Consider the following 26,869-nt stretch of genomic DNA (forward strand, 5'->3'; position numbering starts at 1 on the left):
GCCAGCTTGACGAAGTGCATTCTATTGGCCATAACTGATGTAACGGTTATAACGCTATAACCCGGTAGTTCATAGTAGTGACAAGGATAATAATTATGATATTGAATCACTTATGGGGACTGTATGCTCATCCGAAAGAAGAATGGCATACGATAGATGCAAGACATGAAAGTTTTCGTTACAGCTTAATTCATATACTGCTGGTAGCACTGATACCTTCAGTATGTGCTTATTACTCTGCAGTACACATTGGCTGGAGCATAGGGGTTGGCGATCGCATTATGCTCACCCACGACAGCGCGCTAATGCTATCTATTGCTATGTACATCGCATTAATCGGCGGCGTATTTGCCTTAGCGCTACTGGCACATTGGATGGCACATACCTTTGGCGCTGAACCTACCTACACCCAAACCTTAGAGCTGGCAGCTTACACCTCTACCCCGCTGTTTATGGTGGGTTTTGCCGGTTTATATCCTGAGCTTTGGGTGGTCATGACAGTAGGCTTAGTTGGCCTCGCCTACTCGGTATATTTACTCTATGTCGGCGTGCCTATCCTGATGCACATCCCTGAAGAGCGTGGTTTCATTTATGCCAGCTCTGTGGTGACCTGCGGCCTGGTGTTGCTGGTGTGCATTTTAACGGCTACCGCCATTTTATGGAGCTCGGGCTTTGGCCCCACCTTTACCCATTAACGCCTGCTAACTGCTAAAAAACAACAAAGGGAGCCCAGGCTCCCTTTGTTTTATGCGTTAAGACATAACGTTGTTAACCTTCGTTATAGGTTTCCAGGTTAGTCGCCATAGCTGCCACCGCTTTGGCTTTGGCATCATCACTGCGCTGCTGATCCAAGCGGTTTAAGTAATCCTGATCGATGTCATTGGTGACATAATTACCGTCAAATACCGAGGTTTCAAACCGCTTAATTTCCGGGTTTTCTGAGCGCACCGCGGCAATTAAATCGGGCAATGATTGAAAGATCAGGCCATCAGCGCCTATGGTATCGCAAATGCTATCAACGTCATGGCCGTGCGCAATCAGCTCATTTGCTGAGGGCATATCAATACCATACACGTTGGGGAAGCGGATTTCTGGTGCGGCCGAGGCAAAATACACCTTCTTAGCACCGGCTTCGCGGGCCATATCAATAATTTGCTTTGAGGTAGTACCGCGCACTATAGAGTCATCGACTAACAGCACGTTTTTGTCTTTAAACTCTTGTTTGATGGCATTGAGCTTACGTTTAACTGATTTTTTCCGCGCCTCCTGGCCTGGCATAATAAAGGTGCGGCCGATGTAGCGGTTTTTCACATAGCCCTGACGGTAAGGCAAGCCCAACACAGTCGCAATTTGCAGCGCGGCATCGTTACTGGTTTCCGGAATAGGAATAACCACATCAATATCTAAATGGCCCCATTCGCGCTTGATTTTTTGTCCCAGCATAGTGCCCATGGCGACGCGTGAGGCATACACCGAAATGTTGTCGATGGTCGAGTCTGGCCGGGCAAAATAGACATATTCAAAGATACAAGGTGTGTAGCTTGGATTCTCAGCACACTGAAAGCTGTGCAGCTCGCCCTGCTCGGTAATATAGACCGCTTCACCCGGAGATACATCACGCAGCACAGTAAAACCATCTGCGTCTAAAGCGACGCTCTCAGAGGCCACCATATATTCCGTGCCGCGCTCAGTTTCGCGCTTGCCCATCACTAAGGGGCGAATACCGTTAGGATCACGAAACGCCAGCAGACCATGGCCGATGATCAGGGCAACAACGGCATAGCCCCCTTTCACCTTACGATGCACATTGGCCACAGCACGGAAAATATGCTCAGCTTGCAACTCCATCACCCCGGTATTGTGCAGCTCATGCGCCAGTACGTTTAACAACACCTCCGAATCTGAGGTGGTGTTTACATGCCGGCGGGCAATGCGGAAGATTTCTTCTTTTAAAATATGCGAATTGGTTAGGTTGCCGTTGTGTGCCAGCGCTATACCGAACGGGCTGTTGACATAAAACGGTTGCGCTTCGGCGGTACTGGATGAGCCCGCGGTTGGGTAACGCACATGGCCAATACCCATATTACCGGCCAGACGCTGCATATGGCGCACTTCAAACACGTCTTTAACCAGGCCGTTCGCTTTACGCAGACGCAAGGTGTTGTTATCTACGGTCACAATACCGGCGGCGTCCTGGCCACGATGCTGTAGCACCGTTAAGCCATCATACAGTGCCTGATTAACCGGATATTTCCCAACAATTCCAACAATACCACACATGGATTTTCTTCCTCGCCAGCGTTAGGGCTTTTGCATAAAACTGGAATGGTTCTGCAGATAGTCGAAGAACCATTCGATAATAAAACCAAATTCGGGGATAAGTACTGAGCTTTGCCACCAGCTGGCGTTCGCTGCCGGGGTAAAGGCGTCCATAAAAAACAGTATGGCACTGACAACCAGCACGCCGCGTAGCGCACCAAAAATAAGGCCAAGTAAGCGATCCGTTCCCGACAAGCCGGTAGATTGCACCAGTTTGCCAATAACATAATTAATCAGCGCGCCTAAGATCAGGCTTAAGATAAACAGAATAGCGATGGCAGAAGCACTGCGCAGGGTGTCGTCCTGCATAGTGGTAAAGAAGCCCGCCAGATGCGGATAGTAAGTGCTGGCAATAAAGAATGCCAGGATCCACACCGCCAGCGAAATGGCTTCTTTGACAAAGCCGCGGATCAGGCTGATAACAGCCGATAACGCTATGATTGCCAGAATGGCAAAATCAACCCAGACCATTTGCTACCAAAGGTTGTTTGATGACGGCGCGCATTCTACCAAACCCAGCGCAGGCTTGGCTAATTATTTTCTGCCGGCTGATAGCTCATTACCGATAAACGCTCAATGCCGGTAAGCTGCTGCAGCCGCGGTAGTTGCTGCTCCAGCTTGTCTTTACGCAGCTCTGGGCCTACCAGCACACTGGTCAGCTGCAGGCCCTGAGTGTTGGTAATTTGCCGGGTAAAGGTAACAAAGCCGGCCTGGCGTAACTTTAACATCAGGGCATTAGCGTTTTGCTCTTTACTAAAGCTACCCACGCGCACCACCCAGGCAGCCTGCTCCAGTGCAAGTTGGTTGTGGTTCGCGCCAGCGCTTTGTGTAGCAGGCTTTTGCGTTGTCTGTTTCTGCTCTGGGGTTACGGTAACCTGAGCATATTGCTGCGAAGGTAACTGGGCGTCATTGCTGCTATCAGCGCCAGCCGCGGCGGACTCATTGTCCGCATCCAAAGCGTTTTCAGCAACTGCCTGCTGTGCCAGTTGCTGTTCCAGCTGGGTAAACTGTGCACTGTCCAGCACCTGTTGCTGCTGTACACCACTGAATTCCGGCCGGTTGGGGATCACTTTAAAATCATCTTTTACTACCTGCTTTTCACCATCGAGCAAGTCTGGCAGAAAAATGATACCGGCCATTACCAGTATGGCTGTGCCCAGTAAACGATGCTTAAATGCGGGTGTCACTTTGCCTCCTGCAGGCCTGCCAACACGGCTGACACAGTAAAAAAAGACCCAAAAACGACCAGCAGCTCATCAGGCTGCATAGCAGCAACGATCTGCTGATAAGCCTGCTGCACGTCATCATGCAGTTGTAGCTCTGTAGGCACCTCTGCCAGCACCTGAGCCAGTTGCTGTGCTGTGGCGCCCCTGGGTCCGCTCAGGCTGACAAGATGCCATTGATCAAACAGCGGCGTCAAGGGTTCCAGGCTGTGGGCGATATCCTTGTCTTTGAGCATACCGCTCAGTGCCAGCAACTTTTTATAATGCGGCTTTAACTGGCTAAGCTGCTGCGCCAGATAGGCGGTAGACTGCGGATTGTGTGCGACATCAACGATAACGGCTGGCTGACGCTGCAGCCACTGCATACGTCCGGCTAACGTTAGTGTAGCTAACACCTGTTGCAGTTGCGCCTCGCCTGGCAGCATATCCAGTTGCTCCAGCACCGCCAGCGCACAGGCAGCATTCTGTAGTGGAATAGCCGGCTTAACTAAAGCGCTGTAATGCTGCTGAAGCCCTTGCCACTGCCAGTGCTGGTCGTGCTCGGTATAGTGATAATGTTGTAACACCTGTATTTTGCGACAGCCCAGCTGTTCAGCCTGTTGCAAAACAGACGGCGGCGCAGCCAAATCGCCAATAACCGCAATTTTACCCGGGCGGAAAATACCGGCCTTTTCAAAGCCGATGCTGTTACGGTCATTACCCAGCCATTCCTGGTGATCTAAATCGACGGTGGTAATGACACTGATATCCGGCGCTATAATGTTGGTAGCATCTAAGCGGCCACCCAGGCCAACTTCAATCAGGCAATAATCGGGCTGTTGCTGCTGCAAAATACGAAACGCCACCAGGGTGGTAAACTCAAAGTAGGTCAACGCTGTCTGCTCACGCAGCTGCTCGACAAAAGCAAAGGCGGCCACCCAGTCAGCGTCTGCGACGTCGTTACCATCGATGCGCAGCCGCTCATTAAATGCCAGTAAATGCGGTGAGCTATAAACGCCAACGCGTTTCCCCTGAGCTAACAGCAACTGCTCGATGGCTCTGGCGGTAGTACCTTTACCATTGGTGCCACCGATTAAAATTACTTTACCTGGCAGTAAGTGCAAATCGGCACCTGCGGCAACCTGCCGCACCCGCTCCAGGCCCAGTTCAATTTGATGAATAGGATGGCTTTGTTCAATATAACAAAGCCAATCGGCCAGGCTGTGGCACGATTGGCTGGTAGATATCGCAGTAGACATGAAACCCTTAAGCGGCGTCGTGCTCCGACACCGGAGCTGGCAGCTGCATAAACTTAGCAACAAGACGCGCAATTGTATCGCGCATTTTGCGCCGGTCAACAATCATATCGATAGCGCCGTGTTCCAGCAAAAATTCGCTGCGCTGGAAGCCTTCCGGCAATTTTTCCCGTACCGTTTGCTCAATCACCCTTGGGCCGGCAAAGCCAATTAATGCTTTTGGCTCACCGATATTGATATCGCCAAGCATGGCCAGACTGGCCGACACGCCGCCCATGGTAGGGTCAGTCAGTACCGAAATATACGGCAAACCGGCTTCGCTCATTTTTGCCAGCGCCGCACTGGTTTTAGCCATTTGCATTAAGGAGAACAGCGCCTCCTGCATACGCGCACCACCACTGGCTGAAAAACAGACAAAAGGCACTTTGTGCTTTAATGCGTACTCGACACCGGCAACAAATTTGGCGCCTACCACGGAGGCCATAGAGCCACCCATAAACTCAAATTCAAACGATGCGGCAACAATCGGCATACCTTTTAAGGTGCCGTGCATCACCACCATCGCATCTTTTTCATTGGTGTCTTTTTGCGCTGCACTGATGCGATCTTTATAGCGTTTGCTGTCTTTAAACTTCAGTAAATCCTGCGGCTCCAGCTCTGCTGCCAGCTCTTTTACGCCTTGGGTGTCAAGGAAGCTGGTTAAACGGGCGCGGGCAGAAATACGCATATGATGGTCGCACTTGGGGCATACGCCAAGGTTACGATCTAAATCGGCTTTGTACAGCACCGCATCGCAGGCGGTACATTTAGTCCAGACACCTTCCGGGATATTTCGACGCGCGGAAGAAGAGGATGTTCTGGGCAGGATCTTTTCTAACCAACTCATATATTAGTCCTATTACAAACGACACCGCGTGGCCGCCATGTCGAAAAAACGTTAAAAAACGCCGAAATTCAGTAAACCGGCGCTATTAAAGCACAAAACGCCCTGTGACGAATACAGAAAACTGGTCTTAGTAGTCAGGTAAAAACAATGGGCCGGGGGCTGCTTTGGGTAGCGCAAAATGCGCCGGGTATTCCACGTCCACTAAATACAGGCCACCGGGTTTGGCGGTGGCGGCAGCCAGATTGCGGTCTTTTGCCGCCAACAGTTCGGCAATCCACTGCGGTGGCTGGTTTTGCATACCCACTTCCAACAAGCTGCCGGTAATGTTGCGCACCATATGGTGTAAAAAAGCGTTGGCTTTTATATCCAGCACGATGTAATCACCACGGCGTTCAATCTGCAAATGATGCACATTACGAAACGGCGTTTTCGATTGACACTGCACAGCGCGAAACGAGCTGAAATCCTGCTCGCCCAGCAAAAAGGGCGCCGCCTGTTGCATCAGCTCAATATTTAACTGCTGGTGATAGTGGCTTAAGCCGCTGCGCAAAATGGCCGGGCGGTATTTATGGTTATAAATAATGTAGCGGTAACGGCGCGCCGTGGCGCTAAAACGGGCATGAAAATCAGCCGGTACCTCTTTAGCCCAGCGTACAGCTATGGCATCCGGCAAGCGGCTGTTAGTCCCCATGACCCAGGCTTTATCATCACGTATGGCGTCGGTGTCAAAGTGCACCACCTGACCGGTCGCATGCACGCCGGCATCAGTGCGGCCGGCACAAAACAGCTCAACCGGCTGATTGGCCACGGCTGACAACGCAGTTTCCAGCTCCTGCTGCACGCTGTTCACTTCCCGTTGCCGCTGCCAGCCGTAAAAAGCTGAACCGTCGTATTCAATACCTAACGCTATGCGCATGCCACCCCCTTAGTCTAACCGGCGGCGATTATAGCGCAAGCCAAGCCTGAATACAGCGCCAGCCGGCCGGTTATTGCCGTAAGCTTTGCGCCTCGGCTTTAACATGCTCGGGCGCATCAGAGGCCATAATGTCATCCAGCAGCTGAGTGGCGCTTTCATTGTCATCCATTTCAATGTACGCCCGCACCAGATCTAACTTGGCAGAGTAGCCATTATCTTCAACATCGACATCCAACTGCTGATGCTCGCCAATAATATCGGCATAATCTTCCAGCCCCACATCGACATTTAACTGATTAAAACGCTCACTATCCTGCTCCGGCTGCCCCGCGTTGGCCAGCAATGTATCAATTTCGACAAAATCATCGTCGCTAAAATCAAAAGCACTGCCATCGTTGGTTTCAGTTTGCTGCACACTGCTGCCATCAGACTGCTGCTCCAGCTCTTGCTCAGCCGCATCCAGATTATCTGCCATTGCCTCAAGTTCCGACATCAAAGAGTCAAACTGCGCGTCTGGCATCGGGTCCAGCTCCAGCTCGATGGCATCTGTATCGCTAACCTCGTCTTGTCCGTCTAACTGGTCCAGTTCAGACAGCAACAGGTCAGGGTCAAGCACTGCCGGGGGTTCATCGTCGCTTAGCTCTAATTTGGGATACTGCTCAAGCATTTTGCTGGGGTTTTCTACCGATAACGCCGCATCGGTGGGCATTACCACAGACTCATCATCCTGGGTGGTCAAATCAAGCAGCACCGGCTCACTGGCCTGCTCTGGTTGTAACTCCGCAGCAAGGTCAAAGTCATCCAGCAGCGCCGCGTCGTGTTCAGTCAGGTCGATAATGCCGGCATCGTCGTCGCTAAACGCTGTCTGCCCGTCAGCAGTGGCAGTTTCCGCCGGCATCGGTTCTGGTTGTGTAATCTCTTGCGAGCTGTCCTGCTCTGCCTGATCCAGCAGCTCGGTCAACTCGGCATTTAGCGCATCGATATCCGTCTCTGCTGCGACACTATCTGCCATAGCATCAACACCTGTCAGACCGGGCTCCTGTTCGCTGGCCAGGCTTTCGGCAAAGGCATCTAACTCAGAGCTGTCAAAAGCCGACTCTTCACGGGCAGCCACTTGTACTACTGCACTGTCTTCGGCAGGCCCGGCACTTGCCATAGCGCGGCTTAACTGTTGTTCCTGCGTCAACGTCTGCTCATCAAGCGTCGAGTCAGCTTGCTGTTCAGGCTGCCGGTTCACCGGTAAGGCGTCGTCGGATGAAGGCACATCAGGCAACGCTTCGCCCGCCAAGCTTGTGTCAGGCTCTGCCGCTTCAGTGAAGGCCGCAGACTCAGCCCGCATTGGCGCATCCTGCTCGAGCTGATCCAGGTCTACCTCTTCAATTAGCTCATCGATATCAAACGCATCAAGCTCTGGCTCGTCGCTTACTCGCGCTTCAGGGGGGGCTGCTGAACCATCGGTATCACTGGTAGCAGGAAGCTCTCCGGCATCTAACGGCTCGTCGGCCAGCTCTATCGCATCATCGTCATCAGCTGCGGCTAATAATGCACTTAAGTCATCGTCTGACAGGATATTATCCGGGTCGAACTCATCTAACGCATCATCAGCGGCTGTGTTATTACCAGCGGGGGCATCTGGCGGTAACAGGCTATCATCTTCAAACGACAGCGCATCATCATCAAAGGCCAACAGGTCATCATCGTCAGCCGCTTTTTTCGCGGCAGGTTCAGGTTCGTTAAAAGCATCTTCCAACAGCGCGTCGTCTATCTCAAACAGGCTGTCATCGATATCAGAGGTATCCAGCGGTGGCAATGGCGACTGATAGCCCGGGTTAGCTGCGCTCTCCTGTATCGCCGCGCTCACCACTTGCTCGGTATGCTGGCTACGCTTTTTTACCCATAACAAAATACTAAACAAAATCAGCAGGGCCGGAATACAGGCCGCCAACACCCAAGCCAGCGGGTGTTTTAACCATTGTTGCCAGTCGGTTTCCTGCGCAGCTTCAGCATCGGCGGCCGCTTTTGCCGCTAACAACTCGGCCTGCTGCTTTAACAGTAATTCAATTTGCTGCTGTATCACCTCGTCATCGCTAAGTTGGGCTTTAATCAGCTCAAGCTCCTGCTGCAGCTTTGCCAGACTGGTTTTAAGCTGCATGTTTTCATCGACCATGGTGTCAACCAACTGCATAGAGTCGGCAAACTGACTACGCAGGACATCCAGATCCTGACGTTGTTGGGCAGATAATTTCGCTAATTCGGTTTGCAGTTGTTTGTTGTCTTCGATAGCAGCCGCCGCAGGCTGTGCTGCCGGCTTGGTAACTGCCCTGGCAGTTTTTTGCCGCTCGGCCCAGATTTTATCATCCTGCTCTGATTTAGCCCTGGCCAGCGCCAGATCGACCTGACGCATTTCCTGCGCACTGGGCACTATCAGCACAGCGCCCGGGCGTAAATGGTTTAAATTGTCCTCCAAAAAAGCATCGGGATTTTTCAGGTACAACGCATACATCACCTGATACAAACTGATACTGGCATCCGGGCGGATGCGCTCAGCGACACGCCACAATGTATCAGCCGGGCTCAATGGCCCTATGGTTTGTGGCATAGGGGGGGCGTCGGTGCTGCGCGGGCCACGGATCTGAGTCGAGGTTTCCTGCGCCAGCACCGCCGACGGGAAATTGACAACTAGCGCAAAGAAAATCAAAAAAAACACAGGCATTAACGGTTCCTACCCCAGTTCAGGCGCGTCTACTTTAAGGATGTCGGCAGCAATGGCGGACAGCTTTAGACTCTTCGCACACAATGTTCACTCGCCACCAAGGTTGCAAAGCAAACACTGTTCCAACTTTGTTGGTTATTGCTCTGGGCTAAAATATAAAGCACTGACAGGATTCTGACCAGTGTTTAAAAGCGCTAGGCAAAACAATCGCTAAGCTTAAAAACGTGTCGGCCAAAGCAGGCTGTGGTTATCCCGCTACGGCCGATACAGAAATAAACAGGTCGCGGCGCGATAAAACGCCGCCGGCTGTTACAGATAATCGCGGATCAGATGCTCTGCGATTTGAATGCTGTTGGTGGCAGCACCTTTGCGGATATTGTCTGCCACCACCCACAGGTTCAGGCCATTTTCATGTGACAAGTCCTGCCGGATGCGGCCGACAAACACCTCGTCTTTACCGGCAGCTGAACATACCTGGGTCGGAAAATCAGCATTGTTTTCCAAAAGCACCACACCTGGCGCATCCGCCAGCAGCGCTTTGGCCTGCTCAACGCTAATCGGCATTCGGGTTTCTATATGCACCGCTTCTGCATGACCAAAAAATACCGGCACCCTTACCGCTGTTGCATTGACGGCAATGCTGCTGTCACCGAAGATTTTCTGCGTCTCCCAGTGCATTTTCATTTCTTCTTTGGTGTAGCCGTTATCCATAAACACATCAATCTGTGGGATCACGTTAAAAGCGATTTGGCGGGCGAATTTACCGCTATTTTCAATTGGCCGGCCATTCATTAACTGCGCGGCTTCGTGCGCCAGAGCTTCAACCGCTTCCTGGCCGGCACCGCTTACCGACTGATAGGTCGCTACGTTAATACGGCTGATGCCGACAGCGTCATAAATAGGTTTTAATGCCACCAGCATCTGAATGGTTGAGCAATTCGGGTTAGCAATAATATTGCGGTTGCGATAATCAGCAATAGCATGGGCGTTCACCTCTGGCACCACCAGCGGAATGTCGGGCTCGTAGCGATAATGTGAGGTGTTATCAATTACCACACAACCGGCATCGGCCGCCTTAGGAGCATAAATGGCGGATACACTGCCACCGGCAGAAAACAAACCAATTTGCGCCTGTGACCAGTCGAACGTTTCGGCATCAATGACTTTAACTTTCTTACCCTTAAACGTCACAGTGCCACCGGCTGAGCGGCTGCTGGCCAGTGGAAATAATTGCGCGACCGGGAAATCACGCTGTTCCAGAATTTCAATTAAATGTTGGCCAACCAGACCTGTTGCCCCTAAAACAGCAACATTGTATTGCGACGCCATGATAGTTCCTCTTGTTATTGTGCGAGGCTAAACCCTAATTGCAGCAAATAATCTGGTATGACTTTGCCACTAAGTTGCAACGAGCTGAATTCACGCCGGGGCGGATAAGTTTTACGGATCCAGTCAAACCCCTTAACCGAAAGGGCATGGCGAAAAATAGCATCGTCACGGCGCACATCATATAACAGTCTTGCCAAATTTTGGACATCTGGAAGCCCAAAATTTGCACTAATCTGTAATTTTTCCATCGCAGGCTGTGCCAGCAGCTGCTGCAACTGCCACTGAACCGGCTGGCCGAGCAACTCGCAGCAGCGCTGGTACAGCATTTGCGTACCGCGCGCCTTACCCTCGACGCTATGACCGGCAATATGTGCGGTGGCAATATCGACATAAGGCAATAATGCGCTCAGAACGTCGGGCTCATTTTCCCAAACATCCAGCACCACAGCACGCCGCTGCGCTTTGGCGGTTAAATCATCCAGCAGTGCAGCGTTGTCAATGACACCACCGCGAGAGGCATTAATAATGGCACAATCAGGTTTCAGCCTGGCTAGCGAGCGTGCATTGAGCAGGTGCCGGCTTGGCCATTTACCCTCTTGGGTCAGCGGGGTATGAAAACTGATAATGTCAGCCTGCTGACACAGGCTGTTAAAATCAGTATGAAAAAAATTGCTCTCAGCCTCCTCGTGCCGCAGCGGGTCACACTGCAGCACCTTAAGCCCCAGCGCCGTTAAGCAGCGCACCAGCAAGCTGCCAATATTACCAACCCCAACAACGCCAATGGTTTTATCGCTTAACTGCCACTGATAGTGTTCAGCCAGGTACCACAAGCTGCTAAGCACATACTCCACTACCGACTGAGCATTGCAGCCAGGGGCACTGGCAAAGGCAATATTACGGCTGGCAAGATAAGCCTGATCAACATGCTCAGTGCCTATAGTGGCGGTGCCAACAAAGCGCAGCTTGGTGTTTGTGTCGAGCAAGCTGGCATTCACCGTAGTAACAGAGCGGACTAACAGAATATCGGCATCGGCAAGCTCTGTTGCAGTCACCTTGCGGCCATCGAACAGCACCACTTCGCCCAGATGTTGAAAAAACGCCTGTACCAGCGGCATGTTTTCATCAGCATAAATTTTCATAGCGCAATTATCTTATAAGGTAGGCGGCTAGCGCACCGGCAACTCAAAGCGGGCAAACATACGGTCAATTTCATCCTGATTGCGTAGCATATTGGCTTTTTCCACCACGTCCTTTGTCAGGTGCGGTGCAAAACGCTCAATAAAATCATACATATAGGTTCGCAAAAACGCGCCTTTGCGAAAACCGATTTTGGTGGTTGAGGCGTCAAATAAATGGCTGGCATCAATCGCCACTAAATCTTTATCCAGTTCCTTATCCATCGCCATAGAGGCAATAACCCCCACGCCCAGGCCCAGCCGGACATAGGTTTTTATTACATCAGCATCGGTGGCGGTAAAGACAATTTTTGGCTCTAAGCCTTTGGCGGCAAAAGCACGGTCTAATTCCGAGCGGCCGGTAAAGCCGAACACATAAGTCACTATCGGGTGCTGGGCGACATCCTCTACCGCAATCTTGCGGCCAAGCTGCAATAACGGATGATCCTGACGCACAATAACACTGCGGTTCCAGTGATAACAGGGCAGCATCACCAAGTCGTTATACAGGTGCAAAGCTTCTGTGGCGATGGCAAAGTCTGCATCTCCGCGCGATGCTGCCTCGGAAATTTGCTGTGGTGTGCCCTGATGCATATGCAGTGACACCTTAGGATATTTCTGCATAAAGCCGCTGATTACCGGTGGTAGTGCGTAGCGTGCCTGCGTGTGGGTCGTGGCGATATTCAGCTTACCCTGGTCCGGCAAAGTATGCTCTTTGGCCACGGCTTTAATACTTTCAACTTTTGCCAGAATTTGCTGGGCAATGTCGATCACCTCACGCCCGGCAGGTGTTACATGCGTTAAATGCTTACCACTGCGGCCAAATACCTGTATGCCCAGCTCATCTTCCAGCATACGCACTTGTTTACTGATGCCCGGTTGCGAGGTATAAAGACTTTCAGCCGTTGAGGAGACATTCAGGTTATGGTTCAGCACTTCAACTATATAACGCAGCTGCTGCAATTTCATGGGCACAAATCCGGTAATGGCTTATCACTGCTCAATATACCTGTAAAGCAGGATATTCCAACTAATTTTTAAATTGGTTAATGCTATAACTAATCGTAGCTAAAAGTAAGGCTGCTGCCAGTACAGTGAACGGAGAATTTATGCGACCTAAGCTTCCTGCGATAGACTTTGCCTCGGTGCTGGCCTCCACCGTACACGATATGAAAAATTCGTTGTGTATGCTGATCCAGGCCATTGAACTTATTCAGCAGGAAAGCCTGCAATTATCCCCCCCGGCACAGGATGAACTGGCGCGGCTTAACTACGAGGCAAACCGGCTAAACTCTAATCTGTTGCAGTTATTATCGTTATACCGGCTGGAGCGTAATCAACTACCGGTGCAAATTGACCAGCATGTTGTGGCAGACGTGACAGAAGAAGTGCTATTGAAAAATCAGTTTTTCAGTGAGCAGCAAAAACTGCAGATCACTGTAGAGCAACCGGATGATGTGTATTGGTATTTCGACTATGACCTGATTGTTAACCTGCTAAACGATGCCGTTGCCAATGCGCTGCGCTATTGCCGGCAACGCATTGCGCTTATCGTCACAGCACAGCAGGATCAACTGGTCATTGAAGTGCACGACGATGGCAAAGGTTTTCCCGATTTTATGCTAAACGCCGCCCCTTTTAATATGAATACGCCCGATTTGGCGAATAATCACACCGGACTTGGAATATTTTTTGCTACGCTTATTGCCACAGCACATCAAAATAAAGGTAAACATGGCAGTGTCGAACTGGCAAATGGTGGCCGCTTTGGTGGCGGTGTATTTCGCCTATGCCTGCCCTGAGTAAAACGGGCAGCTGTTATTTAAACTGTTTTATGATTAATATGCAGATGTAAGTCACAAAAACGAGGTTTCAATGCTGTTAACCTTAATAATAACGCTGGTAGTAGCACTGGTGGTCATCGCCATCATTGTCAATGCTATACAGCAACATAAAGAACGGCTTGCCACCTTAAAACGTGCTGAGTTCAGTAAGCTCAGAACCATACTGGAAGACACCGAAGAGCTGATTGTTAACTCTGCCAACGTCCCGTTGTCGCCAGCCTTAAGCCAAATGCTGTTAAAACGTATCGCCTTCGCACTGCGGGCTATGGTAGAGCTGGAGCCGGGCGCCCGAGATATTAAGCAGCGGCTACAGGAAACCGAAAAACGCTTAAGTGAAGGCAATGCGGATAGCTGTAGCTTTAGCGATGGCGTAACCCTGCCGGATAACGATCAGCAGCTTATCGGCATGATTAAAGGTATTAAGCGCCTGCGCACAGTGCTGCGCGCCGAACACGCCCGCGGTAATGTCGACACCCAAATGGTGATCCAGGAAGATAAACGGCTGGAAGTACTACAACTGCGGATAAACGTTGAGAGCCAAATTAAACGTGGTAATCAGGCCAGAAGTAACAATATGCTGGGCTCTGCCCGGCAGTACTTTGAAAAAGCCTTAACCGCACTGTCAAATACGCCGCACCAGGACGATTATACGCTAAGCCGTAAGTCTGAAGTGATGCAGGCACTGCAGGATATTGCCACCTTGTTAAAAGAAGGCAACCTGCGCGACAGAGAGAAAAAAGAAGAAAAAGAAAACAAAGATTTGGACGAGCTGTTTGCGCCCAAGCGTAAGTGGTAATCAACTAGGTTGTAAAAAAGCAAGGCCGCTACTGCGGCCTTACTTTTTATTCGTTTAGGCTTTCGCCACCACCCATTTACCATTTTCAAACCAGGCTGACCAGCCTGTGGCTTTACCGTCTTTTTCCGACATTACATACTGCTGTTTGGTTTTACGGCTCCAGCGCACTATCGCAGGGTTGCCATCCGGATCTTTTACCGGTGCATCGGCCAGATAATAAAACTTCGGCGATAATTGACTGCGGTACTTTGCCAGCTCTGCGACTAAAGGCGCGCGCGTTTCGCGTGATTTGGGAAAGGTTGACGCGGCTAAAAACAAACCAGCTGCACCATCACGCAACACAAAGTAAGCGTCTGATTTTTCGCATTTCAGCTCAGGCAAATGCACCGGATCTTCTTTTGGTGGCGCGGCCTCACCGCTACGCAGTAACTTACGCGTGTTTTTACACTCGCTGTTGGTGCAGCCAAAATACTTACCAAAGCGGCCCGACTTTAACTGCATGTCACTGCCGCATTTATCACACTCGATCAGCGGGCCATCATAGCCTTTAATTTTAAAGGTGCCCTGCTCGACGCTAAAACCATCACAGGCCGGGTTGTTACCGCACACATGTAACTTACGGCCTTCGTCAATGAGATAGCTGTCCATCGCGGTGCCGCACTTACTACAGCGCTTTTTCTGCCGCAGTGCTTCGGTTTCCAGCTCGTCCTCGTCGCTGACACTCACTGCCACATCACCCGCTACCAGGTTCATAGTGGTGGTACAACGCTCTTTGGGTGGCAAGTTGTAACCGGTGCAGCCTAAAAATACACCGGTAGAGGCCGTTCTGATGCCCATAGGGCGGCCACAGCTGGGGCAGGCAATATCGGTCACCACCACCTGATTTACCCGCATGCCACCCTGCTCGGGGTCGTTTTCGGCGGTTTTCAGCTTCTGGGAAAAATCGCTGTAAAAGCTGTCCAACTCTTTGCGCCACTGTGCCTGACCATTGGCAATATCGTCCAGCTTCAACTCCATATTGGCGGTAAAATCGTAGCTCATCAGATCGTTAAAGTTCTCGACTAAACGGTCTGTGACAATCTCGCCCATTTTCTCAGCATAGAAGCGTTTGTTTTCCACCCGCACATAACCGCGCTCCTGGATGGTGGAAATAATGGCAGCATAGGTAGACGGCCTGCCGATACCGCGCTTTTCCAGCTCTTTTACCAGGCTGGCTTCACTAAAACGGGCCGGTGGCTTGGTAAAATGCTGTGCGCTGTGCAGTTGTGCCAGCGTTAAGGTTTCGCCGGGTTTCACGTCCGGCAATTCGTTTTCTTCTTCATCTTTACGCTTTTGCGCCGGCTGTACCTTGGTCCAACCGTCAAAACGCAATACCCTGCCTTTGGCCTTAAGTTCAAACTCACCGGCCTGTACGCTGATATTGGTAACATCATACAAGGCAGGTGGCATCTGACAGGCAACAAACTGGCGCCAAATCAGCTCATACAGTTTACGGGCATCGGCTTCCATGTCCGCCAGGCTACCGGCCAGCACTTTAACATCTGACGGCCGTATCGCTTCGTGCGCCTCCTGCGCATTGGCTTTACTACCGTAGCTAAGAGGTTGCTCAGGCAAATACTTAGCGCCGAAGTGGCTGCTGATATATTCACGACAAGCCGCTACTGCATCAGCACTCAAATTGGTTGAGTCGGTACGCATATAAGTGATATGGCCAGCTTCATACAGCCTTTGTGCCAACATCATGGTTTTTTTCACGCCATACCCCAGCCGGGTGCTGGCCGCCTGTTGCAGCGTAGAGGTGATAAAAGGCGCCTGTGGCTTACTGCTACTGGGCTTATCTTCGCGCTCAGTTACCTGATAACGGGCTGCCTGCAGCAGTGTCAGAGCGGCATCGGCCTGACTTTTATTGACCGGTTTGAAGGCTTTACCACCTTGTTTTACCACGTCCAGTTGCAGCGCTTTAGCTGCTGCTGTCTGGGTATCGGCGGCGATAGTCCAGTATTCTTCCGGCACAAAGGCTTTTATCTCACGCTCGCGCTCAACCACCAAACGCACCGCAACCGACTGCACCCGGCCGGCCGACAGACCGCGCGCCACTTTTTTCCACAGCAGCGGCGAAACCATAAAACCAACCACCCGGTCTAAAAAGCGGCGCGCCTGTTGGGCGTTCACCCGGTCAACATTGACTTCGCCCGGTTCTTTAAACGCATTTTGAATGGCATTTTTGGTAATTTCGTTAAACACCACCCGCTTAAAGCGCTGCTCGTCACCACCGATAATTTGCTGCAAATGCCAGGCAATCGCTTCTCCTTCGCGGTCTAAGTCCGTTGCCAGGTAGACAGTGTCAGCTTTTTCCGCCAGCGCTTTTAACTCTTTCACTACCTTTTCTTTGCCGGGCAAAATCTCATAGCGGGCCTTCCAGCCATGCGCCGGATCTATGCCCATACGGTCGACCAGTGCCTGATACTCTTTTTCTTCTTTGCTCAGCGTTTTCTTACTGGCGGCCTTTTCTTTGCTGCTACTGGTGGGTAAATCGCGGATGTGTCCAACACTGGACTTAACGATAAAATCGTTGCCCAAATACTTATTGATCGTTTTCGCTTTCGCCGGTGACTCTACTATAACCAGTGATTTCGCCATCTTAATACCAGGATCCCTAACATTTAATGCATGTCTGTAATGCTGCTTTTTTAACGTATATCCGTAAACCGCAGTTGTGACAAGTGAATAAACTCATTATTATGCAAACCAGCTCATTTTAAGAGCTGTCTGGCGAAAGCTTCGCCAGAACGAATGAAGCATCCTAAGCGGCCGCAAAAATAATAATAACAGTGCCCATCCCAACTAAAGGATATAAAGCAAAAATGAAATTCTTTGAAGCGAACTTCGATGGTCTGGTAGGACCAACACATAACTATGCCGGTTTATCTATCGGCAACGTTGCCTCGTTATCTAACGCTAAAAACACCTCCAGCCCGCGCCAGGCAGCTAAACAAGGCTTAAGCAAAATGAAAGCCTTACATGATCTTGGCATGGTACAGGGCGTATTAGCACCACAAGAGCGGCCTGATGTTTACACGCTACGCCGCCTGGGCTTTAGCGGTTCAGATGCACAGGTGATTACTAATGCGGCTAAACAAGCCCCTGCGGTGTTTAAAGCAGTCTGCTCAGCTTCCAGCATGTGGACGGCCAATGCAGCTACCATATCACCCAGTGCCGACACTGCAGACGGTAAAATTCACTTTACCCCAGCTAACCTGACCAACAAGTTTCACCGCTCGCTGGAGCCTGTGACCACCGGCAATATTTTGCAGGCGATGTTCCGTAACCAGGAGCATTTCGCGCATCATACCCATTTACCGGACAATGATCACTTTGGCGATGAAGGCGCGGCTAATCATACCAGACTTTGCAGCGCTTATGGCAAGCGGGGTGTGGAACTCTTTGTCTTTGGCCGCTATGCCTTTGACAGCAGCAAGCCGGCGCCTCAGCGTTTTCCGGCCCGCCATACGCTGGAAGCCTGTGAAGCGGTAGCCCGTTTACACGGTTTAAGTGATGAGCATGTGGTCTATATGCAGCAAAACCCCGATGTGATTGATCAGGGGGTATTCCATAACGACGTTATCGCCGTTGGCAATCAGAACGTGCTGTTTTATCACCAGCAAGCCTTTGTCGATAGCCAGACGAAACTTAATGAGCTTCAGCGTAAATTTGGTAATGACACAGAGCTTTTTCTGATTGAAGTGAAAGACAGTGAAGTGTCAGTAGCTGAAGCGGTGAAGACCTATTTGTTTAATACTCAGGTAATCAGCTTACCTAACGGCGAAATGGCGATTATTGCGCCTACTGAGTGCCAGGAAAGCGCCACCGTATCGGCTTACTTAAATGAGCTGAAACAGCGCAATACGCCGATTAAACAAATTCATTACTATGATGTAAAACAAAGCATGCGCAATGGCGGCGGCCCTGCTTGTTTGCGCCTGCGTGTCGCCATGAGCGAGCAGGAAAAACAAGCGGTAAACCAGCATGTGCTGATGAATGACCAGCTGTTTGCCACGCTTAATCAGTGGGTAGACAAGCATTATCGTGATGAAATTTCAGAAGCAGATTTAGCCGACCCGCAATTGCTGCAGGAGTCCCGCACGGCTTTGGATGAGTTAACGCAGATCCTAAACTTAGGTTCGGTGTATCCGTTCCAGCGTGGCTAGTTCGGTATTGCACTAACACAAAGGGAGCCAAATGGCTCCCTTTTTTAATCAAATCATTTAATCAGTTTGCTGTTGCACAGTTAAATGCAGCGCCAAACGGGTTTGCAGGTGGAGGAGAAGTTTCAGTCGTCACATCATCTGCTGCAACAGGTAGACTGTAATGACTGTAAGTGACATTTTCGGTACCTGCTGAGAAACCAGACACCTGCAAACGTACATCAAGCCATGTAGCGACATCTTGAAAATATGTGATGTTGAAAGTAGCGATGCCATTGACGTCAGACGTCACGGTTGCTGGCACAGATGCCCGATTTCCAGGTGTAAGTTGGCCATCACCATTTAGATCTTCACCTGTACCAGGAATAACGTCACCATTAACATCAAAAAGTGGGTCCAGTACGCCATTTAGATTAGCATCCTCATTCTCACAGTTTGCATTTACTTGTGGCACCCAAACTTTAAATGCTGCGGGTGCAGGAGGTGATGCAACCCATATACCCTTGCGATAGCCTGTTGGCACAACGGCTACATTAAGAGCCTGGTTTGGTACAGGGTTGCCCGAACTATCAGTTACAATAACAGAAAACTCTTTTGCATAAGTACTTGCACTGGGTTTAGTAATCACATTGCCGGTACCAAAACGGAAGAATAAAGTTCTTTTACCAACAGCAATATCCGTTTCATCAAAAATTAAGTTATCATCTTCCAGTGCAGCCCTCACAATCAGGTTTTCACTATCTACACCTGCACCTGTGGTGCCATCAGCAGTAAACACTGTTGAAGCGATACCTTGGGAGTTAGTTAATGCGACTCCAGAACTGAGCACTCCGCCGGCGGCATTCTGAAGTGAGAAGATTACATACTCGCCTTTTACCGGGTTATTGTCGTTATCACGAACCACGGCCCTGATAGCACTAGACTCTCCAGCTCCGACCTGTGCTGGAAATGATTGGACCTCTACTTTAGTTGGATTTTTCGATACAAACTCTATAACCTTTTTTGTGCTGACTGCTGTCGTTCCCTCACCACCTGTAGCACTAATTGTAGTAAAGCCGGCAAACCTAGAAAGCACTGCAGCCTTTGCAACACCGTCACCGTCAGTGTTGTCTTTACTGGTCACCGAACCATCAAAAACTGGAGCTTGAGGAGGCTCGACATTTGGAACGTTTGTAATTTCACCTCGAGTAGTATTAAAGGTTACCTCTGTACTTGGAGCTTTGGGTGTGCCATTAACCAACCACTCAACTGCAACTTCATGAGCTGTATTCAAATTAACTTCCTGTACTTCGGCTTCATCTGCGCCGACTACAAATGCAAACTCATCTGCACTAACATTTAAAGTTATTGTGCTTACAGCACCTAAAGCGGCCACGGTTAATGTATCAACACCAGAATTAACTGCGGTATAAGTAAAGGTTGCCTTACCTGCAGAGCCGACAGTTGCCGGACTGGTATCGCTTAAAGTGTTGCCAAGAGCTGATACCACTTCAATTTCGGTGTTGGCAATACCAATATCATCTGAGTCTGTTAAAAATACATCAATTAAAGTTGTATCGTTCAAGACCACAGAGCTAGGTGCAGCAACTTCAATGGATGTGCCAGAAACAGCTACAATTAACTGTGATGTCTGCTGCCCCACTGTTGCAGTCAACACAATGTCGCGATTATTTTTATCAGTTTGAGTCGTTAAAGTAGCCTTTGCAGTTCCGTTAGCAGCAGTTACTCCATCATGCTCCACCAATTCGCCAGAATCACTTGCGAAAGCAACGCGAACTCCGGGTATTACAACATTACTTGAGTCACGAACCAACGCCGTCAGCTCAACCTTGGAAGACGCACCTGTACCTAACACCACCGTATCGGCTAACAAAGATACACTACCGACAACAACATCAACCTGCTCACCACCATCCCCAGCAGACTCAAATGCAGCTTCTGCTGATGTATCGTTGTAACTTGCAGTCACTACACCAGCACCGCTACTACCTCCAGCCAGTAAAGTGATAGTTGCAACACCATCGGCATTGGTAATCGCAGTACCTGCTGTGTTACCAAAGGTCGCCAGAGCGGTATTGCTAAGTGAAAACTCGATAAGACGCCCAGAAACCACACCGTTATTGGTTGCAGTTAATGTGGCAGTCACCGTTAAAGGCGTAGCCTGGGCTAATGCTGTCGATGCATCACCATTAGCGTTGCTTAACGCTACGCTGAGTGAGAAAACCGGAGTCGTTCCACCAGTTCCACCGCCGGTACCACCATCACCACCGGAATCAAGAGTACCACCGCCACCACAGGCGGCCAGGGTTGTAACAACTAGCGCAACGAGCAGTTGCTTAATGCTTCGCATGAAAACTCTCCCAAGCTGTTTTTATTATATAGTTTTTGTTAATTCTGTATCTTAAACCATTAATCTGGCAAACGTCACAGCTATTTTCAAAAAAAATTTAGCCGAATCTGCCCTTAGCCTCAGCAACCTGTTAGGCTAAGCACCATTCTGTTTTAATTACTTGCCTAGTGTTATGACTATAAATACAAAACTGGGGTTAACTGCCCGCATCGTAATCGGCATGGCAGCCGGCATTCTTGTTGGTTTTTTCTTTAAATGGCTGTTAGCCGGCCAAGATGAACGAATGTTGTATCTGCTGGGCATGGGCATCCCGCTTAAAGCCTTGTTTGTTGACGGGATTTTCCATATTGGTGGTGAGATCTTTATCGCCAGTTTAAAAATGCTGGTGGTACCGCTTGTGTTTGTGTCTCTGGTTTGTGGTACGTGCTCGTTGTCTGATACCACTGCGCTGGGACGCTTGGGCGGCAAAACCATAGCGCTCTACCTTGTTACCACAGCTATTGCTATTAGTTTGGCTATTTTTGCTGCTTTATTAATAAACCCTGGCATGGGTGTTGAAATGCAGTCAGATGCCAGTTTTAATCTGAGTGAAGCCCCATCTTTATCACAGGTTTTTATTAACATTTTCCCCAGCAACCCAATCGAATCGATGGCAAAAGGCAATATGCTGCAAATCATTGTTTTTGCTGTATTGTTCGGCATTGCCATGGCGATGAGCGGCAAAGCGGGTGAGCGTTTAAGTGCAGTGTTTAATGATTTAAGTGGCGTGATTATGAAGCTGGTGACGCTGCTGATGAATCTTGCTCCCTATGGTGTATTTTTCCTGATGGCAAAGCTGTTCACTACCCTGGGTTTTGAAACCATTGCCAGCCTGGCGAAATATTTTGCCGTGGTAATGGCTGTGCTCGTATTACACGGCCTGGTTAGTTACGGCGTTATCCTAAAGTTGCTAACCGGACTTAACCCACTGATTTTTTTCCGGAAAATGCGTGATGCCGCACTCTTTGGCTTTAGCACCTCCAGCAGCAACGCCACTATGCCGGTGACCATGGAAGCCGTGACGAAAAAGATAGGCGTAAAAAACAGCGTGGCGTCTTTTACTGTGCCGCTTGGTGCAACGATTAACATGGACGGCACGGCTATTATGCAGGGTGTCGCCACGGTGTTTATCGCCCAGGTGTTCGCTGTTGATTTAACACTAAGCGATTACTTAATGGTTATTCTTACGGCCACGCTGGCATCGATTGGTACCGCGGGCGTGCCCGGTGTTGGTCTGATTATGCTGGCGATGGTATTACAACAGGTCGGCTTGCCGGTAGAGGGTATAGCATTGATCATCGGTGTAGATCGTTTGCTAGATATGACCCGCACAGCCGTTAACGTCACAGGCGATGCGATGGTGTCCTGTATAGTGGGTAAAAGTGAAAATGCTTTTGATGAAGCCGTGTTTAATGATGTAAACGCCGGCAGTAAAGAAGAGAGCGTCGACTTTCACCACCTGCGTTAAGTCTGCGATTAAGGCTGCTTACGGCAGCCTTATCCTGTAAGCCCTTTCGATTAAATAACTGGTGACAAACCGGCGTCTGGCGAAACCTTTGCCGGTTTGTTCAAGCTCTGCTAATAGCTCAATGTCGCTACCGGGGAACAGCTGGCCAATTTCTGCTGCAGTTACACTAAACGGCGGCCCTTGCTTTTCATGCTGCGGATACTCCAGGCTAATCAATAACATTGTGCTGCCAGCTGGCAATAGCTGTCGCAATTTAGCCGCGTACTGCTGACGCATTTGCTCAGGTAGCGCTATCAGAGCGGCTCTATCGTACACTAAACTGGCGCCCTCTAGTTCAACCGGGCTTAAAGCAAAAAAATCGCCCTGCCATAACGTTATGCGCTCGCTCATATAGCAGCGAAACGACGGTGCGCACAGCAGCTGATACGGCTGTTGGTACGCACTGAAAAAATCATCACAGGCAATTTGCGACAGCTCTACTCCGCTTACCGGCAAAAACGTGGCCAGATAACACATATCCAACGATTTACCGCATAGCGGCACTAATACCCGTTTGTGTTGGTCAAGCACCTGCTCCAAGCACTGTTGTAATAACGGATGCACCTGATCCAGCTGAAAACCCAGCTCATTATTTTGCCAGCGTGCCAGCCAAAAGTCGGTATCCATCCTAACGCAACCAGCTTTGCGGCATCAATTTTTGCCACCAGTGCGATAAAATAGCCGCTGAGCCCATGCCTACTTTCTCAGCCAGTCCTTTGCGGACATGATACTTAACCTGAAACAATTGGTGGTTTGGCAGTTGCGCCAGTAGGTAATCATCACTGGTTTGAATAGCATCGATAAGCTTGAGCTCCAGCGCCTGATAACCAAACCAGTGCTCTCCCGTTGCGACTTGCTCCATGTCCAGTTGCGGCCTATGCTGCTGCACAAACTGCTTAAACAGCTTATGGGTTTGCTCGAGCTCCTGCTGAAATTTCTGCCGGCCTTTATCGCTGTTCTGGCCAAACAAGGTGACGGTACGCTTATATTCTCCGGCGGTAAACTGCTCAAAATCGATGTTATTTTTTTGCAGCAACTTATAAAAATTCGGCAGTTGGGCAATCACGCCAATAGAACCTAAGATGGCAAAAGGCGCGGCCAAAATTTGGTTGCCAATACAAGCCATCATGTAGCCACCACTGGCCGCCACTTTGTCTACTGCGACAGTCAGTTTTATACCCTGCTGGCGCAAACGGTCCAACTGTGACGCCGCCAGACCATAGCCATGCACCACACCGCCGCCGCTCTCTAATCGCAGCAGTACTTCGTCTTGCGGGGTTGCCACAGACAAAATAGCCGTTATTTCTTCCCGCAATGAGGCGGTTTCGCGCGCATCCATACTGCCGTCAAAGTCGACTACAAAAAGTTTGGCTTTATCTGTGAGCTCTGCATCTGCCTGATCTTTTTGCCAGCGTTTAAACTGCTTTTTTTCCAGCAATTGCTGTTGCAGTCCGGCCTGCATCTGCCGGTATTGCTTGCTTAAATCAGTAAATTCCAGTTGGCCCTTCTTCGTTTTTTCTTTGGTATTTACTGCGGCAGCGGCAATCAGACCAACCACAATAGCGACTGCCAGCACAAAAGTTGCGGCTTTGGCCAGAAATAAACCGTATTCGTATAAAAATTCCAATGCTGTCCCCTATCACTTTGGCTAATAACCACACTTATGTCGTGATTGTACTGCCTGCCGATAAAAGAAAAAGCCCGGCGAGCCGGGCTTTTCATCATTTCGCTTAATTTAGTTAGCTGGGGCTAGTACCGCAGGGTTAGCCACTGACACTACCGCGCCCTGTGTTGTCAGGAAAGACGCCACATGTGTTTGCATTTCCGTTGTTGCTGCAGCGCTGCCGGCATTAGGATCTAGCAATGAGCTGTGGCTACCAGCGGTAAAGCGGGCAATTACGTTACCAGCCAACTGCTGTGGCCCTGCCACTGCGTCCAGTGCGGTTGCACCTAATAAGCGGGCCAGAGGCTCTGTACCACCCAGCGGCATACGGGTTGTCTGGTTTGGAATAACCCGATCTGAGGTTGCAGAGTTAATACCTGAACCAATCACTTCAGCGATATACACCGGCGTTTCACTGGCGACTAACAGCTGAGCATAATTGTTTGGATCGCCACTGTCCGTGATGGTTTGTGCGGCAAAAGCAAACTGTGCAATGGTCGCCTGAATAGCAGCCAGGCTTGCGGCCTGAGTTTCATCTTCAGCCAGGCTTGTCAGATAAGCATCAACAAACTGTGCAGCACAGCCGGTAAAGCTGGCCTGGTTGTCAGTAAGCTCTAAACAAGGTGACTCTTCCTGCTGTAAATATGCCATAAAGCCTGGCGCCAGGTTCTCTGCACCTAAAATAACGCTGGCACGAATAAGCGCACCAAAACTGGCAGACTCTAACAAGAAGTTTGCTACTGCACCGCCAGGTACAGATAACGCCGCAGACTTCATATTGTAAGCAGCATCCAGCTGGGTTGAACCACTTGGTGTATTAGCCAGTGCAACAGCAGAAGCTCCGGTGATAGAGCCCAGTGATATACCCAGCAACTGTACGTTAGACATGTCCAGGCTAATACCTTGCACACTGTTTAACGCCAAGCGCAGTGCTAATATATCGGCCACGCTCTGACGCAGGTTATCACGGGTAACTAATAAGTTTGCCAGGTTCATATACACCGTGGCATTACCGTTTTCTACTCCACAGCTACTACCTGATGCGTTTATACCATTGAAACCGCGATCGCCATGTAATGGCTGGTCAATTGCGACAGTAGCAAAACCTTGCTGAGTCAGGGCAGCGGTTACTGCCAGCATATTTTCCTTACAGGAAGTAATACCGTGTGCCAGAATCACCACTGGCCAGCCCCCGGTTGGAGCTGCAGCGTTGGGCGCAGTCATAATAACCGGCACTGTTTCAACAGAGTTAATTTTAGGGATAGGGTTAAATTTGGTTAAGTGACGGCGTGAATCCAGGCCAAGATCGCGCAATTGCACTGCTTGGGCTTGTGTTAATGCCATACACAAACCATCATTGGCAGACTGAGGCGCTTCAGGAATTACGCCTTCTGGTGCTTGCGCCAATATCGCGCCGCTATCGCAAGCTGCTGTCCAACGCGTGTTAAGAGGTGCTGTTGGCGCCTCAGCCGTTTGGCTGCCCAGATAATACGGCACACCAAACTCACCTGTGTACAGGATAACGTTATCAAACATAGCGTTACCCGTCAGTGGAGTATTCGGGATCATAGATATCGGTGCGACAGCCGCCACTTCTAAAGTTGAAGGCGCATAAGGCGAGCCCGGCGCTGCCATCAGTGATTTTACCGTTGCCAGCACGTTAGAGGTTGACTGTGTTGTCATTGCCGCCGTGTAGACGATGGTGTCACGGTCAACGCCTTCTGCAGAGATAACATCTTCAAAACTATTGATTAGTCGCTGCAGTGACAATTGCGATGGCGTGTTCAGTGGCAAGGTTTCATCATCTTGCTTTACCAGCTCATAGCTAGTTGATGGCGCCAACGAGCTGCCGTTTGAGTCTTCAATTAAAGAAGTCAGCACCGTCATATAGGTTGTTGCCGGTTTAAGTGGACGCAGCGGCACCACAGCAATATTGTTACCACTGACCGCAGTAACGAAATCCTGACCAAATACTAGTTCAGACACTACCTGGCAAGCAAAACCCTGGTTGGCTGTCTGGCATTCTTCAACGGCAGAGGTTGGCCCTTGCATCACAACTTCGAACAGGCGCACAGCACCGGGTTGTTGCACTGTAGAAGGCTCAAGTGTAGCACCTGCTGCCACATCAACCGCGATAGTATAAGGGTTCTGGGTTGACCAACCATCTAACGCACCTAAAGCAGTCGACGGGTCACCGGCATAGTTGGGTGAATCTAATGGCACGCCAGCAGCGTTACGCTCACCTGGCATATTCAAAGTACCATCGGTAGTACCCTGAAACAATAAATCGTTTGGTACAGATAAACGAGGGGTCGCAGCGCCCGGATCAAACACCACACGCGAAACCGGTTTTACGCTACCTGCTTCTTCCTGCTTAATATCTTCTAAAGACTCGCCACCGCAGCCGGTTAATCCTAAAGCGAGTGCGACAGCTATGCTAAGTGCCAGCTTGTTCATAGTTTCTCCCCTATCCTGACTTTTATTTTTTATTTGCAAAGCAGTTGCTTACCTTGCTTATTAGAAACCTGTTGCCAATATAGCTGTAACAGCTACGACCAGTTAAAGTTAACTCAAACCAACAGAAATCGCTAGCTGAAAAATACAGATTCCGCGAAGAAAGGTGCAAACTTAGCCGTTTGAGCGTATGCTTGCGCCGTTTTTGCAGCAAC

20 protein-coding genes are annotated in these 26,869 nt (G+C 50.0%); 5 read left to right on the plus strand and 15 right to left on the minus strand.

Features of this window, described 5'->3' with window-relative positions:
• Positions 1 to 95: 95 nt before the first annotated feature.
• On the plus strand, positions 96 to 695 hold the full coding sequence (locus RNAN_RS07485) for a Yip1 family protein (protein ID WP_008220384.1): 600 nt from the start codon (positions 96 to 98) through the stop codon (positions 693 to 695).
• A gap of 73 nt (positions 696 to 768) precedes the next feature.
• On the opposite strand, the gene purF is transcribed toward RNAN_RS07485, so the two are convergent.
• The 10 genes from purF to cysB all read right to left on the minus strand — a co-directional run bounded on the left by purF (position 769) and on the right by cysB (position 12,765).
• Positions 769 to 2,280: an amidophosphoribosyltransferase gene (purF, locus tag RNAN_RS07490; RefSeq protein ID WP_008220385.1), complete on the minus strand. Its 1,512-nt coding sequence runs from the start codon at positions 2,278 to 2,280 to the stop codon at positions 769 to 771.
• Between the two features lie 21 nt (positions 2,281 to 2,301).
• Positions 2,302 to 2,790 carry a CvpA family protein gene (locus tag RNAN_RS07495; RefSeq protein ID WP_008220386.1) on the minus strand — a complete coding sequence of 163 codons (489 nt, stop codon included), beginning with the start codon at positions 2,788 to 2,790 and terminating at the stop codon, positions 2,302 to 2,304.
• A gap of 59 nt (positions 2,791 to 2,849) precedes the next feature.
• A complete protein-coding gene (locus tag RNAN_RS07500; RefSeq protein WP_008220387.1) occupies positions 2,850 to 3,506 on the minus strand; it encodes an SPOR domain-containing protein in 657 nt (218 codons plus the stop codon).
• Entirely contained in the window at positions 3,503 to 4,780 is a 1,278-nt protein-coding gene (gene folC / locus RNAN_RS07505; RefSeq protein ID WP_008220388.1) for a bifunctional tetrahydrofolate synthase/dihydrofolate synthase, read from the minus strand. Before folC ends, RNAN_RS07500 begins: the two co-directional genes overlap by 4 nt.
• 7 nt (positions 4,781 to 4,787) lie before the next feature.
• Entirely contained in the window at positions 4,788 to 5,663 is an 876-nt protein-coding gene (accD, locus tag RNAN_RS07510; protein ID WP_040551862.1) for an acetyl-CoA carboxylase, carboxyltransferase subunit beta, read from the minus strand.
• Between the two features lie 127 nt (positions 5,664 to 5,790).
• A complete protein-coding gene (gene truA / locus RNAN_RS07515; RefSeq protein ID WP_008220392.1) occupies positions 5,791 to 6,579 on the minus strand; it encodes a tRNA pseudouridine(38-40) synthase TruA in 789 nt (262 codons plus the stop codon).
• A gap of 70 nt (positions 6,580 to 6,649) precedes the next feature.
• Positions 6,650 to 9,292: a FimV/HubP family polar landmark protein gene (locus RNAN_RS07520; RefSeq protein ID WP_008220394.1), complete on the minus strand. Its 2,643-nt coding sequence runs from the start codon at positions 9,290 to 9,292 to the stop codon at positions 6,650 to 6,652.
• A 309-nt stretch (positions 9,293 to 9,601) separates the two neighbouring features.
• Positions 9,602 to 10,624, minus strand: a complete 1,023-nt coding sequence (locus RNAN_RS07525) for an aspartate-semialdehyde dehydrogenase (protein ID WP_202802277.1) — start codon at positions 10,622 to 10,624, stop codon at positions 9,602 to 9,604.
• Between the two features lie 11 nt (positions 10,625 to 10,635).
• Positions 10,636 to 11,760, minus strand: coding sequence for a 4-phosphoerythronate dehydrogenase (locus RNAN_RS07530; RefSeq protein ID WP_008220396.1), 1,125 nt, complete (start codon positions 11,758 to 11,760; stop codon positions 10,636 to 10,638).
• A 27-nt stretch (positions 11,761 to 11,787) separates the two neighbouring features.
• Entirely contained in the window at positions 11,788 to 12,765 is a 978-nt protein-coding gene (gene cysB / locus RNAN_RS07535) for an HTH-type transcriptional regulator CysB (RefSeq protein ID WP_008220398.1), read from the minus strand.
• A 140-nt stretch (positions 12,766 to 12,905) separates the two neighbouring features.
• Here cysB and RNAN_RS07540 point away from each other — a divergent pair, with 140 nt between their 5' ends.
• Together RNAN_RS07540 and RNAN_RS07545 are read left to right on the plus strand one after the other, a co-directional pair.
• Positions 12,906 to 13,598 carry a sensor histidine kinase gene (locus RNAN_RS07540; protein ID WP_008220399.1) on the plus strand — a complete coding sequence of 231 codons (693 nt, stop codon included), beginning with the start codon at positions 12,906 to 12,908 and terminating at the stop codon, positions 13,596 to 13,598.
• 73 nt (positions 13,599 to 13,671) lie between these two features.
• Positions 13,672 to 14,436: a hypothetical protein gene (locus RNAN_RS07545; RefSeq protein WP_008220401.1), complete on the plus strand. Its 765-nt coding sequence runs from the start codon at positions 13,672 to 13,674 to the stop codon at positions 14,434 to 14,436.
• A 54-nt stretch (positions 14,437 to 14,490) separates the two neighbouring features.
• On the opposite strand, the gene topA is transcribed toward RNAN_RS07545, so the two are convergent.
• Positions 14,491 to 17,076 carry a type I DNA topoisomerase gene (gene topA / locus RNAN_RS07550; RefSeq protein ID WP_008220403.1) on the minus strand — a complete coding sequence of 862 codons (2,586 nt, stop codon included), beginning with the start codon at positions 17,074 to 17,076 and terminating at the stop codon, positions 14,491 to 14,493.
• A 224-nt stretch (positions 17,077 to 17,300) separates the two neighbouring features.
• Between topA and astB the strand changes: the two genes are divergently transcribed.
• Positions 17,301 to 18,644, plus strand: a complete 1,344-nt coding sequence (gene astB / locus RNAN_RS07555; RefSeq protein WP_008220406.1) for an N-succinylarginine dihydrolase — start codon at positions 17,301 to 17,303, stop codon at positions 18,642 to 18,644.
• Positions 18,645 to 18,705: 61 nt separating this feature from the next.
• Here the strand turns inward: astB and RNAN_RS07560 are convergent, their stop codons facing one another.
• Positions 18,706 to 20,991, minus strand: coding sequence for an Ig-like domain-containing protein (locus RNAN_RS07560; RefSeq protein WP_008220407.1), 2,286 nt, complete (start codon positions 20,989 to 20,991; stop codon positions 18,706 to 18,708).
• Positions 20,992 to 21,163: 172 nt separating this feature from the next.
• Between RNAN_RS07560 and RNAN_RS07565 the strand changes: the two genes are divergently transcribed.
• Positions 21,164 to 22,498, plus strand: a complete 1,335-nt coding sequence (locus tag RNAN_RS07565; RefSeq protein WP_040551863.1) for a dicarboxylate/amino acid:cation symporter — start codon at positions 21,164 to 21,166, stop codon at positions 22,496 to 22,498.
• An 18-nt stretch (positions 22,499 to 22,516) separates the two neighbouring features.
• Here RNAN_RS07565 and RNAN_RS07570 read toward each other — a convergent pair whose 3' ends face one another.
• The 3 genes from RNAN_RS07570 to RNAN_RS07580 all read right to left on the minus strand — a co-directional run bounded on the left by RNAN_RS07570 (position 22,517) and on the right by RNAN_RS07580 (position 26,657).
• Positions 22,517 to 23,164, minus strand: a complete 648-nt coding sequence (locus tag RNAN_RS07570; RefSeq protein WP_008220411.1) for a thiopurine S-methyltransferase — start codon at positions 23,162 to 23,164, stop codon at positions 22,517 to 22,519.
• Position 23,165: 1 nt separating this feature from the next.
• Positions 23,166 to 24,164 carry a protease SohB gene (gene sohB / locus RNAN_RS07575; RefSeq protein WP_008220412.1) on the minus strand — a complete coding sequence of 333 codons (999 nt, stop codon included), beginning with the start codon at positions 24,162 to 24,164 and terminating at the stop codon, positions 23,166 to 23,168.
• A 108-nt stretch (positions 24,165 to 24,272) separates the two neighbouring features.
• Positions 24,273 to 26,657 (minus strand): VolA/Pla-1 family phospholipase, encoded by a 2,385-nt coding sequence (locus tag RNAN_RS07580; RefSeq protein WP_008220413.1) that lies wholly within the window; start codon positions 26,655 to 26,657, stop codon positions 24,273 to 24,275.
• Between the last annotated feature and the right edge of the window lie 212 nt (positions 26,658 to 26,869).

This window comes from Rheinheimera nanhaiensis E407-8 (assembly GCF_000296695.1).
GTDB classification, from domain to species: domain Bacteria; phylum Pseudomonadota; class Gammaproteobacteria; order Enterobacterales; family Alteromonadaceae; genus Alishewanella; species Alishewanella nanhaiensis.

What these genes read in the sequence shown, in the direction of transcription:
- RNAN_RS07540 (WP_008220399.1), top strand. Translation starts at nt 12,906, where the DNA reads ATGCGACCTAAGCTTCCTGCGATAGACTTTGCCTCGGTGCTGGCCTCC.
- RNAN_RS07495 (WP_008220386.1), bottom strand. Translation starts at nt 2,790, where the DNA reads ATGGTCTGGGTTGATTTTGCCATTCTGGCAATCATAGCGTTATCGGCT.
- RNAN_RS07560 (WP_008220407.1), bottom strand. Translation starts at nt 20,991, where the DNA reads ATGCGAAGCATTAAGCAACTGCTCGTTGCGCTAGTTGTTACAACCCTG.
- RNAN_RS07580 (WP_008220413.1), bottom strand. Translation starts at nt 26,657, where the DNA reads ATGAACAAGCTGGCACTTAGCATAGCTGTCGCACTCGCTTTAGGATTA.
- RNAN_RS07530 (WP_008220396.1), bottom strand. Translation starts at nt 11,760, where the DNA reads ATGAAAATTTATGCTGATGAAAACATGCCGCTGGTACAGGCGTTTTTT.
- truA (WP_008220392.1), bottom strand. Translation starts at nt 6,579, where the DNA reads ATGCGCATAGCGTTAGGTATTGAATACGACGGTTCAGCTTTTTACGGC.
- cysB (WP_008220398.1), bottom strand. Translation starts at nt 12,765, where the DNA reads ATGAAATTGCAGCAGCTGCGTTATATAGTTGAAGTGCTGAACCATAAC.
- RNAN_RS07570 (WP_008220411.1), bottom strand. Translation starts at nt 23,164, where the DNA reads ATGGATACCGACTTTTGGCTGGCACGCTGGCAAAATAATGAGCTGGGT.
- RNAN_RS07545 (WP_008220401.1), top strand. Translation starts at nt 13,672, where the DNA reads ATGCTGTTAACCTTAATAATAACGCTGGTAGTAGCACTGGTGGTCATC.
- RNAN_RS07485 (WP_008220384.1), top strand. Translation starts at nt 96, where the DNA reads ATGATATTGAATCACTTATGGGGACTGTATGCTCATCCGAAAGAAGAA.
- RNAN_RS07520 (WP_008220394.1), bottom strand. Translation starts at nt 9,292, where the DNA reads ATGCCTGTGTTTTTTTTGATTTTCTTTGCGCTAGTTGTCAATTTCCCG.
- folC (WP_008220388.1), bottom strand. Translation starts at nt 4,780, where the DNA reads ATGTCTACTGCGATATCTACCAGCCAATCGTGCCACAGCCTGGCCGAT.
- accD (WP_040551862.1), bottom strand. Translation starts at nt 5,663, where the DNA reads ATGAGTTGGTTAGAAAAGATCCTGCCCAGAACATCCTCTTCTTCCGCG.
- topA (WP_008220403.1), bottom strand. Translation starts at nt 17,076, where the DNA reads ATGGCGAAATCACTGGTTATAGTAGAGTCACCGGCGAAAGCGAAAACG.
- astB (WP_008220406.1), top strand. Translation starts at nt 17,301, where the DNA reads ATGAAATTCTTTGAAGCGAACTTCGATGGTCTGGTAGGACCAACACAT.
- RNAN_RS07565 (WP_040551863.1), top strand. Translation starts at nt 21,164, where the DNA reads ATGACTATAAATACAAAACTGGGGTTAACTGCCCGCATCGTAATCGGC.
- purF (WP_008220385.1), bottom strand. Translation starts at nt 2,280, where the DNA reads ATGTGTGGTATTGTTGGAATTGTTGGGAAATATCCGGTTAATCAGGCA.